Source organism: Vibrio fortis (assembly GCF_024347475.1).
In the GTDB taxonomy this organism is placed as follows: domain Bacteria; phylum Pseudomonadota; class Gammaproteobacteria; order Enterobacterales; family Vibrionaceae; genus Vibrio; species Vibrio fortis.
Map to the genome: position 1 here is coordinate 1388188 of NZ_AP025488.1, position 14431 is coordinate 1402618.

The 14431-nt window shown below is 44.9% G+C and carries 10 protein-coding genes and 1 pseudogene; 5 read left to right on the forward strand and 6 right to left on the reverse strand.

The genetic code is table 11. The features are described 5' to 3' along the window. Positions 1-4 precede the first annotated feature (4 nt). Positions 5-309, forward strand: a pseudogene (locus OCV50_RS20640) (transposase); the annotation flags it as partial. Between the two features lie 33 nt (positions 310-342). On the opposite strand, the gene OCV50_RS20645 reads toward OCV50_RS20640, so the two are convergent. Both OCV50_RS20645 and OCV50_RS20655 read right to left on the reverse strand, forming a co-directional pair. Continuing rightward, on the reverse strand, positions 343-1299 hold the full coding sequence (locus OCV50_RS20645) for a hypothetical protein (RefSeq protein WP_261904489.1): 957 nt from the start codon (positions 1297-1299) through the stop codon (positions 343-345). 224 nt (positions 1300-1523) lie between these two features. Then, entirely contained in the window at positions 1524-1991 is a 468-nt protein-coding gene (locus OCV50_RS20655; RefSeq protein ID WP_140071054.1) for an NUDIX domain-containing protein, read from the reverse strand. A 268-nt stretch (positions 1992-2259) separates the two neighbouring features. On the opposite strand from OCV50_RS20655, the gene OCV50_RS20665 reads away from it, so the two are divergent. Beyond that, on the forward strand, positions 2260-3084 hold the full coding sequence (locus OCV50_RS20665) for a hypothetical protein (protein ID WP_261904491.1): 825 nt from the start codon (positions 2260-2262) through the stop codon (positions 3082-3084). A gap of 233 nt (positions 3085-3317) precedes the next feature. On the opposite strand, the gene OCV50_RS20675 is transcribed toward OCV50_RS20665, so the two are convergent. The 4 genes from OCV50_RS20675 to OCV50_RS20690 all read right to left on the reverse strand — a co-directional run bounded on the left by OCV50_RS20675 (position 3318) and on the right by OCV50_RS20690 (position 9191). Then, on the reverse strand, positions 3318-3743 hold the full coding sequence (locus tag OCV50_RS20675) for a hypothetical protein (protein ID WP_261904492.1): 426 nt from the start codon (positions 3741-3743) through the stop codon (positions 3318-3320). Positions 3744-4522: 779 nt separating this feature from the next. Continuing rightward, complete coding sequence (locus tag OCV50_RS20680; protein WP_261904493.1) at positions 4523-5119, reverse strand: hypothetical protein; 597 nt, start codon at positions 5117-5119, stop codon at positions 4523-4525. Positions 5120-5318: 199 nt separating this feature from the next. Beyond that, on the reverse strand, positions 5319-6278 hold the full coding sequence (gene rarD / locus OCV50_RS20685) for an EamA family transporter RarD (RefSeq protein ID WP_261904494.1): 960 nt from the start codon (positions 6276-6278) through the stop codon (positions 5319-5321). A 348-nt stretch (positions 6279-6626) separates the two neighbouring features. Further along, entirely contained in the window at positions 6627-9191 is a 2565-nt protein-coding gene (locus tag OCV50_RS20690; RefSeq protein ID WP_390905160.1) for a molybdopterin oxidoreductase family protein, read from the reverse strand. Positions 9192-9718: 527 nt separating this feature from the next. Between OCV50_RS20690 and nirB the strand changes: the two genes are divergently transcribed. The 3 genes from nirB to OCV50_RS20705 all read left to right on the forward strand — a co-directional run bounded on the left by nirB (position 9719) and on the right by OCV50_RS20705 (position 14361). Beyond that, positions 9719-12301, forward strand: coding sequence for a nitrite reductase large subunit NirB (gene nirB, locus OCV50_RS20695; RefSeq protein ID WP_261904495.1), 2583 nt, complete (start codon positions 9719-9721; stop codon positions 12299-12301). Between the two features lie 107 nt (positions 12302-12408). Then, entirely contained in the window at positions 12409-12753 is a 345-nt protein-coding gene (gene nirD, locus OCV50_RS20700; RefSeq protein ID WP_239840216.1) for a nitrite reductase small subunit NirD, read from the forward strand. A gap of 138 nt (positions 12754-12891) precedes the next feature. Then, a complete protein-coding gene (locus OCV50_RS20705) occupies positions 12892-14361 on the forward strand; it encodes a NarK family nitrate/nitrite MFS transporter (RefSeq protein WP_239840217.1) in 1470 nt (489 codons plus the stop codon). The last annotated feature ends 70 nt before the right edge of the window (positions 14362-14431 follow it).

A 14431-nucleotide genomic window follows, 5' to 3' on the forward strand; every position in this document is an offset into this window, starting at 1 on the left:
TGACGCTGCATCAATAATTAGCAACGTACCTAAGTTGGCTACATCACGAACAAACAAGCGGCACCACTGATTGGTATCGCTCCCATAACACGCGAAAGTGGTCGCTCCCAAGTGCGAACCGTTTTATACATGGCCATGATGTCAGCCATGCAATGTAACCCTATATTTAAAGCCACTTATGCTCGACTCCTAGCAGCCGGAAAACCTAAGAAAGTCGCAATAATCGCATGTGTAAGAAAGATGGTTGTGACCCTCAATTCGATGCTGAGAGATGGCGCCATGTGGGATGAGAACGCAGTCAAAAATTAATCATTGGCGCCATAGTCGTTTGTTAGGGCTCGTCTAATTGCTAGCAAATAAATCTTGCTGGGCGTCTTTTAATGCTTTTTGATGACGGTACTTTTTGCCCTGCATTGTCTCTTGAAAAACGCTTTCTTGACCGTTTTCAATTACCGTATCGACAGAATAACCAGTAACTACGACATCTCCAACCTCGTCTAGTTTTCGATGTATGTGCAAAACACACTTAATAGCAGCGCCATGAGTAAAGCTGATTTGCTCAGATAAAACATCACGCTTAAAGTTTTGATCGTTCATGGAGAAGCTAATGCTTTCGCCTTTATAAATACCTTTCCATTTGTGTCTCCCATTACGGAGAACCGGAGATATAATTTCTATGACAGCATTATCTTCGATTTGGACTGGCAATGAATTTGAGTGAAGAATAAAACGTTTAAAATCGCTACGTTGAACCATTGCTTCTTTAAAAGCTTCCTCTCCCTCTTTATCCAAGCCATTAATGCCAACCTTAGTAATTTTTGGAGTGTTATTTAATTGCTTATAAAAATTAGACTTACGGGTAACTACTTTGTAATTAGTATCAACAAGTGAAGCAACTTTCTCGACTGTATCTTGGGTAACTTTGTCTTCTTCTACTTCCTTTTGCAGCTTTGCTAAGTTTATACGACGCTCCAAAATACTGAGCTTTAGATCTTCTTTCTGAAGTTGCTCTAGTTCCGGATCAGTCGTGGGGATACGTGATATAACAATACCAGCAATGCTTACGATTACTGAAATCACGGCGGCATTTGCATTAGTAAATGCCCAGATATCTCTGAGTCCACCCTCTTTCCAAGCTTCAGCTTCAATGACTATTTGAGTGTTAAGTACTTTGGCTATTTCTTGGACTATTGCAAGAACTTCAGACTCGCATTTATTACGAGCAATTGCATCCATACTATGCGAGCCGTTCTCAAGATAGTAGTGCATTTGAAGTTTAGTTGAATGGGCGATTTGCATGGATTTACCTTATGTCTTACTCCACAAATAAAATGAGGGTAAAAATGAAAAACTCAAGAAGATAAATGCAACAAGGCTCACACTTTTGATATAGAGCCCTAACGCCTTGTTAAGGTGTGAGGCACGCAATGCCGATGCCTCCGCATACCACCTTAACCACTAAAACTAACGCATAGTAAAAATGCCACGCGTGCCGAATTACTCTTGAACAATTTGTTAGCTTTCTAGCCAACGAAGTACGCTGGATCATTTTCTGCAAATAAACAATCCAACGGGTAAGGCAGCTCAAGCCTTGGCATATTACCTTTTGAAAACCATTTAAGGCATACCGTTTCATCATCGAGTGCGGATTGAGAACAACTTTCTACTACACATTTGAACATGATAACTGTGTATTCAACTTGATCACCATTTGGGTATGTAAAACCAAAACCCTCACCGCCGAATACACCAAGTAGGCGATCTACTTTTACAGCCAAACCTGTTTCCTCGCGAACTTCCCTGATCAATGCTTGCACTGGCGACTCTTGAGGTTCAATCATTCCGGCAGGAAGGCTCCATGTGCCATCTGATTTTTGCTGAAGTAGTAGCTCTTTATTTTCATTTAAAATGACACCCGCAACGCCGGGGATAAGAAGTGGCATCGTTCCAATCTTAGAACGAACCTCTTTGATATAGTCACTTGCGCTCAATTTTCCTCCTTGAAAGCTAACGCCCTGCTAAGGGGTGAGCAACGCAATACCGATGCCTCCGCATACCACCTTAATCACTAAAATCAACGCATGATAAAAATGCCACGCGTTGCGAATCCCTCTTGAGCAGTTTGTTAGCTGAATGACTTTCATCCACCTTTCCACAACGACCTGCACAGATACGGCTCCATCATAATTCTGATATTATAGATAGAATCGAATGTGAAACACCATAAACAAAGATCATACATCAAGGTAGAAATTACATATGAAAACTCTGAAGATTCCAGAGAAGATGTCATTTGGACAAGCTAAAAAATATATTTATGAAACTTACCACTTTAACCAAGACCTAAGCATATCGGGTATAGAACGCATTAACAGTTATAAATGCAATGATATTGTTAAACTTTTAGCAAAAATGAGAACAACCACTCCACAAACGGTTATCGAGAATGTTCGTAATACCGGAGAAATCCCTCCACTTGATGTAAGACCACTTATTGGGACATATCAAGCATCTGGTTTTGATAACATTAGGACAGTTGATCCTACAACGGGTTCAGGCCCTACTATACAGGGGGATGCACTGTTAGTTGCCTCAGACTATCAAGATAAATTCAATAGCTCTGTTACTAATTTATTAAACACCGTACAAAAGCCAGAGCTGGATTCGTTACATACTGCCATTATAAAGTTATTTGCATCCTTTGATTCATATTTTAACTATAAAAGCCAGCAATTTAATCAAGGGAAAGCTCCGGGTGATCAGCTGAAAGATACAGGAAGCAACATAGTTGGTCTTGAAGATAAAATTAAAACTTGGATCCCTCTACTTTCTGACGGCAGTAGCATCAATACCAGAGGAAAAGAATATGCATCATTACTCGCATTGAAAGCAATACGAAATGATGAGGCAATACATTCAAAGCAAGCTACACCGACAATAAGCCTGAACGACTTTTTAACAGCAGTTAATCAGATTTTAGACGTATATACATTATTTTATGAAATCCATAAGATAATAGATAAACGTGCACCGCAACAAATAATTCGTGCATCATTTATCCCTGATGTAATACTTACAAGTTAAACCAACGCTCATCTAATTATGCCGTACATGCTTCACGACACTGCACGGCATTCACGAATGTAAACTACATTATAATTAGATAAACTTCAGTTATTAGACTAGGTCAGCTAACGCCTTGTTAAGGGGTCAGCAACGCAATACCAAAGCCGCCGCATACCGCCTTAAACACTAAAACCAACGCATAGTAAAAATGCCACGCGTTGCGAATCCCTCTTGAACAATTTGTTATGTGTTTACTCAAAGTAACCCTCGGAAGCAATTGCGACCGATTGAGAGAACAACCCTTCACCTTCTTCTAAGTCTGGAAGAGTTGGACGCCAGAAGGATAACTGAAGCTCTTTAAATACGTAGCTATAGCCTAACTCTGGATCAGAATGATCATAGTTACCTTCTAGCTGAATTCGTTCGAGCACATTAGTCGCTAATGTCCTATGTACGTCAAAGCCAAGCAATGTCGTTGAAAACAACTCAGAAGCAGCGGCTTCAATGAACTCAACTCTTCCTTCATTATCAAAATCTACCATGAGACCGTCTAAAAAATGATGGCGATGTCCATAGATGCAATCAGGAGCTCCGATAACATTGTTCACTTCAGTTTCTGTCATACCGAGTTTAACTGGACCGATTGAGTTTCCTAGTTTAATTTCGAAAATTTTCATTTTTATCCTAAAAACACATAACGCCTAGCTAAGTGGCTAACAAACTGACCACTCAACCTAATTGACCACCTTAAACACTGAACTCAACCAAACCAAAAATGCCAAGCGTTTGTTAGTCCGTCTTAAGCGTTTTGTTATGTGCGTGCTCAAAGTGTGAGATAGCAGCTTCCAAAGACAACTACCTCATTTTGTTTTCTTCCAAGACCTCGCACTGGTTTTCCCCGAAAGAGTAACAATGGTACTTTGATAATACTTGCCTGAACGAGCAGACGGATTATTAGTAGCGGACCACCCAGAATTTTCTTCTTCAAACTGAGCAATAAACCGTCTAACACTTTTCGTCGATTTTAATGATCGAAGCAACAGATCCCTTGCGACTAGATCTCCGTCAAGAGCTTTTCGAGCAAGGTCATTCAATACTTTAGAATTTTTTTTCATTATACTTCCGAAGCACATAACAGCTATATTAGACAGAAAAATTCTGCATTTTCTGTTTGAAACATTTCTATCTAGTTCCAGCCTTACGTAGAACACTGCTTAGTAAGTGTTTTAATAACAGTACCTTACTGGCTTCAACATTCAATAAACGTGACTAAATACAGAATTTTTCTATAAAACATCGGAAAAATATAGAAAACAAATGTGTTTGCTTATTTAATCGTCATCTTCTTGATTGATTTCTTCGCCGCAGCCTAGGCATTTCGGTTCTAAGTCTGTGGGTAGCATGATAATTAAGCCGCAGTGTGGGCATAGATCGCCTTGGTTATACATAGTCACTCCTAAGCTGCGCTGAATTCGCCGTTGTATGAGATAAGGCCAGTTTTTTTGCCTTTGAGAAGAATGGTCACGCCTTGCTCGTTTAATCCGGTGATCTGCCAGCCGAGCTTTTCTGCCTTGGCTAAGGTTGCAAGGGCTTTGGGTTTGCCTACTAGGCTCTCCATGATCGCGGTGACGTCTGTCTCTTCGCCAATCATGTCGATGAGTACTGAGTTATCGTAGTCAACTTCGGCAAGGGTTTTGCCCTGCTCGTTCACCGTTAGCGACACAATGCGAAACACCGCTTTGTCGTTGTAATCGACAATATGAGACTTTCCTGCATCATCAACGTAACCATCAATTGCGACAATGTAACCCGGTTTGCCTTGGGCAATGGTTTTGACATGTTTTGCGCGCTCTACACCGCCCGCTCTGGTTCTGCCGTCGTCGTCAGTTTCCATGCCACTACTGGCAATGTCGAACTTGTCGCCAACTTTGGTGCGATTCCATGCACGTAGGTAAACCCCTTTGGCGTTCTCACTTCCCCACGACCACACGGTGTTGTGAAGCGGTGCCTCCAGTTTTTGTTCAAAGAACTTAGAAATGGCTAATTTAGACATCAACTTACCTCTACTAAATAGAAACGCACTCATCAAATGTAAAACAAGTAAGGTATGAACCCAAACTTACAAAACATCGTACCAATTTCGAAATATAGTATGTAAACCTGATGTTTAATCAATCAGTATTTCATACTTAAAACGAAAAACGCCGACTAGAGCGTCGGCGTTTATGTTGAGAGTTGTTAAAGCTAAGTGGTTAAGAACGCGATTGTTTAGCGATCCTGCTGGCTTTCATTCGTTTGTAGCCGTCCATGACTAAAGCGATTAAGGCAAACGAAATAAACAGGTAGGTCGGGACTTCATGCAGCACAATGCTGTCGCCAATTAGTAGCCCGACAATAAAGATGAAACTCGGCTCTACGTAACCCATTAAGCCAAACAGAGACACCGGCAGCTTTGAGTAAGCGAAAAGATAGAGCAGCATTGGCGTAACCGACACTACTGCTAGCCCAAGGTAATACACGTACGACGTGGCTGGCAGGTTCATAAAATGCTCGGCTGGGTAAAGGTAGAACATCCCGAAGATAGCCAAAGGGAGCATCATAATGTGGTCAACGGCCAAGCCAATATCGGTCGGCATTGGGTTGGTTTTACGAAACATAAAATACACTGGGTAGCCAAGCGCGACGACCAATACCACCCAAGACAGGCCCGATGCCCAGACATAAGCATACAAAGTACCTGCCAACGCAAAGTAACACGCCACTTTTTGCAACTTAGAGAGGCTGTCTTTGTAATAAAAGCAGCCGATCAACACCATCACAATAGGCATGGTGAAATAGCCTAGCGCGAGGTTCAGGGTTTCTCCATTGGCCGGAGCCCAAACGAACAACCAATATTGTGGTGCGACAAGCACAGCGGAAGTCAGGTATTTCGGCCACTTACGCCACTGCTTCAATGCGTCCCACAGCAGTGGCAATCGCTTGGTGAAGAACAGTAAGATAAAGAACAGCATCGTACTCCAAACAATACGCTGCGTAGCCAGCCAGTGACTCTCGCCCCCTGCAATTAAGCTTGGCCCTATGTCCGGATGGATTTGTACATAAGCTGGAATGCAAGCAAACAGCATTGAACAAAGTATCGATGCAGCCACCCCTTTTGATTGATCAGACATCAAGTGGGTGTATTTATGAAATAAAGCCTTTAACTGACTCATGAATTCTACCTATCGTAACTGTGCTTACAGGCTACAAGACAACAACAAAAAAGCGCCGTCATGGTTTGACAGCGCTTCTCAGTATCCAATCGAAAACTCTATTGGATAACTCTGATTCTATAATTGGTTCGGCGCATTAAATATCACCGCTCATTAAAGAATGCAATCATTAGGTATCTAATTGCTTAAGATTTAGCATAGGTTGTTCACAAGATCACTACAATTAGAAGATTCCTCTACTTTTTAACTCATTAGTAAGTTATTAATCAATATTTAGCGTACTAAAAACACATTAATCATTGATTTATCATGCCAATATTACGTGCTAGAGATCATTCACCTCATCAACTATTTTGCCAATGTGCTCAAAAACTCCGCTTCAAACTCTTCATCCGCTTTTCGAGTTAAACACGCCACCAGCCAATCAATGCTGTCATTATCTAGCTTACTATTCACCACAAAGGCTTGTTTCACTCCAAATTGGTCTAGCTTCGCAGAGCCGTAGTTTTTAAATGACTTATTACCGTGATAGTGGAGCGACTTGATCGCTTCGGAGTCTGGCTCCGGTATAGATTCAAGAGTGTTGGCAAGCTGAATCACTAACTCCATTGGGTTCTTAGATGAAGAGATACGATACAAAAAACCGCCCTCCACTCTTTGGCGTACCCAATAATCAAACCCGCTGCAATCCATCACTTTGTCACTCACAAGTGCCGCCTCGCTACGATAGCCACATGACTCAACCATGACTGGGGTATGTTTGAATTCAGGCTGACCAGATGTCGCATCAGTGTGAGGTAAAATAAGATCACACGGTTTGCTGTCTTTTGCGGTTGGAGCGTTCCAGTGAATGGGCATGAAAACTTGTTCTCGGCGCATCTCTTTGGTGACCACTAAGCGAGCTTGGCACTCCCCTTGTGCGCTGCGTACTTTCACGACAGGGTTAACAGTAGCGTGGTTGAATGCGTCTAAGCCGAATTCATCCAGATCAAGTTCAGCCACCGTATCGGGGTGCATGGCAACGAACGGTTCTGGCGTGTGCTCGCCTAATCCTGCGGCTAAACCCGTTCGGCTCATGGTGTGCCATTGGTCACGGATTCGGCCAGTGTTCATGATAAGCGGGTACTCGACACTGGTATCGGCGATGGGTTTGTCGTGCTCAACCGCGACAAACTGCGCCTTGCCCGACTCGGTAAAGAACTCGCCTTTGGTAAACATGCGCTGCTCAATAATCTCTGGTTGATACTCAAGCACCGGCCACTGTTGTGGGGTGAGTTCACCGTAGCCTTTCTCATCCAATTTGGTTAATCCGATCAAACACAAATCCCGCGCTTTACCTCTCTCATTACCGAGTGCAGTCATCTCGCAGTACTCTTTAAATATCTCGCCTTCATGGCGGTAATCAAATTGGTCTTTGAATCCCATTTTTTGCGCTACTTCTTTTAGTATCCACCAGTCTGGCTTGGCTTCACCTGGGCTTGGCAATATGCGGCGCTGGCGCGAGATTCTGCGTTCAGAGTTGGTTACGGTACCAGACTTTTCGCTCCAACCTTGGGCGGGTAACACCACATCAGCCAAGCGTGTAGTTTCCGTATCGGCAATGCAGTCCGACACCACCACAAATGGGCACTTCTCTAACGCAGTTTTGATTTTCTCACTATCAGGTAGGCTCACCACGGGGTTGGTCGCCATGATCCACACCGCTTTGATTTTGCCGTCGTTCATTGCATCAAATAGATCAATGGCTTTTAACCCTGCGCGAGTGGCTAGGTTGTCTGTCTTCCAAAAATCACTCACGGTTTGGTGCGATTGTGGATCACCAAACTCAAAATGCGCTGCTAACGTATTGGCTAAGCCACCCACTTCACGGCCCCCCATCGCATTTGGTTGGCCTGTCACTGAGAATGGCCCCGTGCCCACCTTGCCGATTTTGCCTGTTGCTAAGTGGCAATTAATGATGGCATTCACCTTGTCACACCCTTGGGTAGATTGGTTTACACCTTGGGAGTAGATGGTTAGAACCTTGTCGTTAGATGCGAACAGCTTGTAGAACTGAGTCAATTGCTGCTCGGTAAGCCCTGTCAGCTCAGAAACGCTTTTATCGCCCCAACCATTATCGGTATAACGGTAACGGGTTGCGGTACGAATCGCTTCAGTAAAGCCTTGAGTGTGCTTTTCTATGTAGTCTGGGTCGAGCTTGTCATTGTCGTCGAGGTAGCCTAGCAAACCATTAAACAGCGCCACGTCTGAGCCGGATTCGAGCGCCAAATGCATATCGGCTATTTCACAGGTATCGGTGTAGCGCGGGTCAATCACCACCACTTTCATTGCGGGGTTAGCTTGTTTCGCCGCTCTCAATCGTTGAAATAATACAGGGTGACACCAAGCGAGGTTCGAGCCTGTGATCACCACCACCTCTGCTTGTTCGAGATCTTCATAACAAACAGGAACCGTATCGGTGCCGAATGCGCGCTTATGGCCGACAACGCTCGATGCCATACAAAGGCGAGAGTTACTGTCGATGTTGGCGCTACCAATAAAGCCTTTCATCAGTTTGTTGGCAACATAGTAGTCTTCTGTGAGTAATTGACCCGATACATAGAAGGCGACCGAGTCTGGCCCATGCTCTTTAATCGCTTGAGCGAACTTATCGGCCACCAGCTGTGATGCCTCGCTCCACGGAAGTAGCTGCTGTCCGCTCGCCACGCTTTTCATTGGTTGGGTTAAGCGACCTATTGGGGTCACAGTGTCGCCCAAGGCTGCGCCTTTAGTACATAACTTGCCATAATTCGATGGGTGCTCTTTGTCGCCACGCACTTCCAATTTCCCCGAAGCAGTTGGCCTTACTTCAATGCCACAACCCACGCCACAGTAAGCACACGTTGATTTGATCCAATCCTTGTTTGAACTCATCACTCTTCCCTCGTGCAGTGTTCTTTTTATTGCTTCCACCTAACGAATCAGAAAGCCGCTAATCCATCTCTTTCTGCGGTGAAAATTTCTCTTTTTTATTAAAGCAATTTACGCACCACTATTTGGCTCATTCTCACGCAATAAAAATAGTTAATAATTACAAAAACTTAAAACAAATAAAAATAGCAGAACTCATGTTAAGGGGATGAAAAAAAGCAAACATTGAGATATTTGCACCATGTTGATCAATTTTGCACCACAAAGGCTCATTTTCATAAATCTCCCACTTCAACAACCTACCACTTTAGGGGTAATTGAGTTATTTAACACTTACCTAAACAACTGAATATTAGAGATATTATTATTTTTCTCGATCTGCTTTTTTATCTGGCACCCTACTTGCTCCCTTAAATACCAACAACCCAAAATTCACAGTTTTTAAGTTCATTGGAAGAACAGCAAATTACCCACCATTGAGAGTGGTCTGTTTATAAAACGCTAGGAAGCCAGCAAAAAAGGAATTTACTATGAGCAAACAAAAGATTGTCGTCGTTGGTAATGGCATGGTTGGCCACAAATTTATCGACAACATCATTCAAGCAGATTCAGACCAATATGAGGTCATCAATTTCAGTGAGGAATCGCGTCTTGCCTACGACCGAGTTCAACTCACTGCGTACTTTAACGGTAAGTCCGCCGACGACTTAGCCTTAACCAGTGAAGCTTACTATCAAGAAAATGGCGTTAAGTATCTTATTAATGCCAAGGTCACTGAACTTGATACCGCAAGCAAGGCCGTCGTAACGGATAGCGGGCATCGCGAAAGCTACGACAAACTGATCCTTGCGACAGGCTCATTCCCGTTCGTCCCACCAATTCCTGGTAATGACCAAGAGCACTGCCATGTCTACCGCACGATTGAAGACTTAGATGCCATTGAATTGTCCAGCAAGCAAAGCAAATCAGGCGTGGTGATTGGTGGTGGCTTATTGGGCTTGGAAGCCGCAAACGCGGTGAAAAACCTCGGTTTAGAGACCCACGTTGTCGAGTTTGCCCCTCGCTTGATGGCAGTTCAGCTCGATGAAGGTGGCGGTGCGCTGCTAAGACGTAAGATTGAAGACTTGGGTGTACAAGTTCACACCGAAAAAGCGACCTCTGAGATTGTCGCAGGTGAAACGTCTCGTTATCGCATGAACTTTGCCGACGGCACTCACCTTGAGACCGATATGATTGTGTTCTCTGCAGGTATTCGACCGCAAGATGCATTAGCTCGCAGTTCTGATATCGCGATTGGTGAACGTGGCGGTATCGTGATTGACGATAACTGCCAAACCAACGTTGATGATGTCTACGCGATTGGTGAATGTGCGCTTTGGGATAACAAGATCTTCGGTTTGGTGGCTCCGGGCTACTCGATGGCAAAAGTGGCGGCTAGCCACATCCTTTCTAATGGCGAAGATGAGAGTAGCTTTACTGGCGCTGACATGAGCACCAAACTCAAGTTGCTAGGCGTAGATGTTGCCAGTATTGGTGAAGTGCATGGTAAAACCGAAGGTGCGCAATCTTACACCTACAACGATGAAATCGAACAAGTTTATAAACGTTTGATCGTCTCTGCCGATGGTAAGAAGATTGTCGGTGCGGTATTGGTTGGTGACGCTGAAGCCTATGGTTCGCTGCTTCAAATCAAGCAAAATGACATGCCGCTTCCAGAGAACCCATCGGTACTCATTCTTCCAAATCTGGCCGACGATTCTGGCAGCGCAATGGGTGTTGAAGCCTTACCAGACAGCGCGGTGATCTGTTCATGTTTTGATGTAACCAAAGGGGATATCAAAGAAGCCGTTTCCGCAGGCTGCACCACAATGGCGGCGCTTAAAGAATCGACCAACGCATCAACCGGTTGTGGTGGCTGTTCTGCCCTAGCTAAACAGGTACTTGATAGCGAACTGAGCAATCTCGGCGTCGAGGTTTCTAACGATATCTGTGAGCACTTTGCTTACTCTCGCCAAGAGCTGACCGACATTATCCGCGTCAACAAGATCAAAACCTTTGATGAGCTGCTTGAATCACACGGTCAAGGCTTAGGCTGCACTGTGTGTAAACCTGCCATCGGTTCAATTCTTGCCTCCTACTGGAACGATTACATCCTCAAAGATGAGCACATCGAGCTGCAAGACACTAACGACATCTACCTCGGCAACATGCAAAAAGATGGTACCTACTCTGTCGTTCCGCGTATCGCAGGCGGTGAGATCACACCAGACAGATTGATTGTCCTCGGCGAAGTCGCTAAAGAATACAACCTTTACACCAAGATCACGGGTGGCCAACGTGTCGACCTGTTCGGCGCACAACTTAACGAGTTGCCCGCTATTTGGAAAAAACTGATCGACGCAGGCTTTGAAACCGGCCACGCCTACGGCAAATCGGTGCGCACTGTGAAGTCTTGTGTAGGCAGCACTTGGTGTCGTTACGGCGTCAACGACAGCGTTGGTTTAGCGATTAAGTTAGAGAACCGCTACAAAGGTCTGCGTTCACCTCACAAGATAAAGTTTGCAGTGTCTGGCTGTACTCGTGAGTGTGCTGAAGCGCAATCAAAAGACATTGGCGTGATCGCCACCGACAAAGGTTGGAACCTGTATGTTTGTGGTAACGGCGGTATGCGTCCACGTCACGCTGACCTATTCGCAACCGACCTCGACGAACAGACTCTCATTCAATACATCGACCGCGTGTTGATGTTCTACACACGTACTGCAGACCGCCTACAACGTACCTCTGTTTGGATGGAGAACTTAGAGGGCGGCTTGGATTACCTCAAAGAGGTGGTGATTGAAGACAAACTCAACGTCGCGGCAGAGCTCGAAGCCGACATCGCACTCAACATTGAAAACTATCAGTGTGAATGGAAAACCACCATCGAAAACCCAGTCAAGATGAAGCGATTCCAGCACTACATCAACAGTGACGAGATGGACAACACGCTCTCTTTCATTACAGAGCGAGAACAACGCTTTCCAAAACCAACGATCAACACCGAGCACGACGCAGAACGCGCTCTCGCTTTGAATAGTTCAGAGCAAATAGAAATTACCGAAGTGTCGTAAGCCGTTTTGGCCGTTAGCAGGCCTCCGATTTTAACTCCACCTGCTAATGGCCCTCTTTACGAACTTCCCAAAAATCGACAACTCAACAATTTGACAAGGAGACTGTCATGGAAAACTGGACCACGGTTTGCTCCCAAGAGGACTTAACCCCTAACGCGGGTGTCTGTGCCAAAGTCGCTGACCATCAAGTCGCAATTTTTTACTGCAAGCGCAGTGACAAGATTTATGGTCTATCAAATTTCGACCCGATTGGTAAAGCCAATGTGATGTCACGTGGTATTATTGGCTCGTTAAGTGGAGAGCCGTACGTTGCTTCTCCTCTATACAAGCAGCATTACCATCTAGAGACAGGGGCCTGTTTGGAAGAGCCGGAACACGCTCTGATACGCTTCGAAGTACGTAGGCACGGTAACGACATTCAAGTACTGGCACCCGAAGCGCTAGCAAGCTAATCACACATTAGGTCGTATTTCAGATTCACCCATAACCATGCCTTAGCCGCCTATAATTAAGGTTCGCTACGGAGTTGGCATGTGAACGGCTAGATATTTAGAACTCTAGACACTTTCCATATTTAAAGGATTTAATACATGGATAACTCAAAATTTTCGCTGCTTTCATTTACAGGTAAGATGAAAATCTTGCACCTCAGCTGGATCGCCTTTTTCATCACCTTTGTAGTCTGGTTTAACTTCGCACCACTACTACAAATGGTAAAAACAAGCCTAGGTTTGACCACTGAAGAGATTAAAACCCTTCTGATTTTAAACGTTGCTCTGACCATTCCGGCGCGTGTCGCCATCGGTATGCTGACCGACCGTTATGGTCCAAGACTCGTCTACTCTGCCCTACTGGCGATCTGTTCGATTCCGTGTTTCATGTTCGCACTCGCTGACTCGTTCATTCAAGCAGCCATCGCGCGTTTCCTACTGGGCTTCATCGGTGCAGGCTTCGTGGTCGGTATTCGCTTGGTGTCTGAATGGTTCCCGCACAACGAACTTGGTACTGCAGAAGGCATCTACGGCGGTTGGGGTAACTTTGGTTCAGCCGCTGCGGCCTTTACTCTTCCTACACTGGCACTGGTTTTCGGTGGCGATGAAGGTTGGCGTTACGCGGTAGGTGTAACGGGCGCAATGAGCCTGCTGTTCTCCGTTGTCTTCTACAAAAACGTATCAGACACACCAAAAGGTTCTACCTACTTCAAGCCTGCGCAAGTAACCGCAATGGAAGTGACATCTAAGGGTGACTTTTTCTTTCTACTCATCATGAAGATCCCTATGTACGCGGCATTGGCTCTGCTGGCTTGGAAACTGTCACCATCAGGCATTGGCATGCTTTCAGATACAGCGGTTTATGGTGTATATGCCGTACTCGCAGCACTGTATGTGTACGAAATCACTCAAGTTTGGAAAGTGAACAAGAACGTCTTCAAAGAAGAAGTACCAGAGATTCACCAATACAAATTTAAGCAAGTGGCGGTATTGAACGTTCTGTACTTCGCAACCTTTGGTTCTGAGCTGGCTGTAGTTTCTATGCTACCTCTGTTCTTCTCTGAAACCTTCGAACTGACACCGGTTCTGGCGGGTATGGTAGCTTCGGCTTATGCCTTCATGAACTTAATGTCTCGCCCTGGTGGTGGTTGGATTTCAGATAAATTCGGTCGTAAACCGACACTACTTATCCTAACAGCAGGTCTAGCGGTAGGTTACTTTGCAATGGGCCAAGTAGACAGCACATGGCCTGTATGGCTGGCTGTCGTTGCGGCAATGGCGTGTTCGTTCTTCGTGCAAGCAGGTGAAGGTGCGGTATTCGCAACCGTTCCTCTAATTAAGCGCCGTATGACGGGTCAAATTGCTGGTATGACGGGCGCTTACGGTAACGTGGGTGCGGTGGTTTACCTAACGGTACTTTCTTTCGTGAGTTACCAAACATTCTTCCTAGTGATTGCGGCAACCGCAGTACTTGGCTTTGTTACTCTAATGTTCATGGAAGAGCCAAACGGCCAAATTGCGGAAGTGAATGATGATGGTAGCGTGACACTGATTAACGTATCGAGCTAGCCACTCATTGAATGATATCGGGAGAAGTAACCGAGACTGCAACACTCGGTTACTTCGTTCAAAAGCTCTT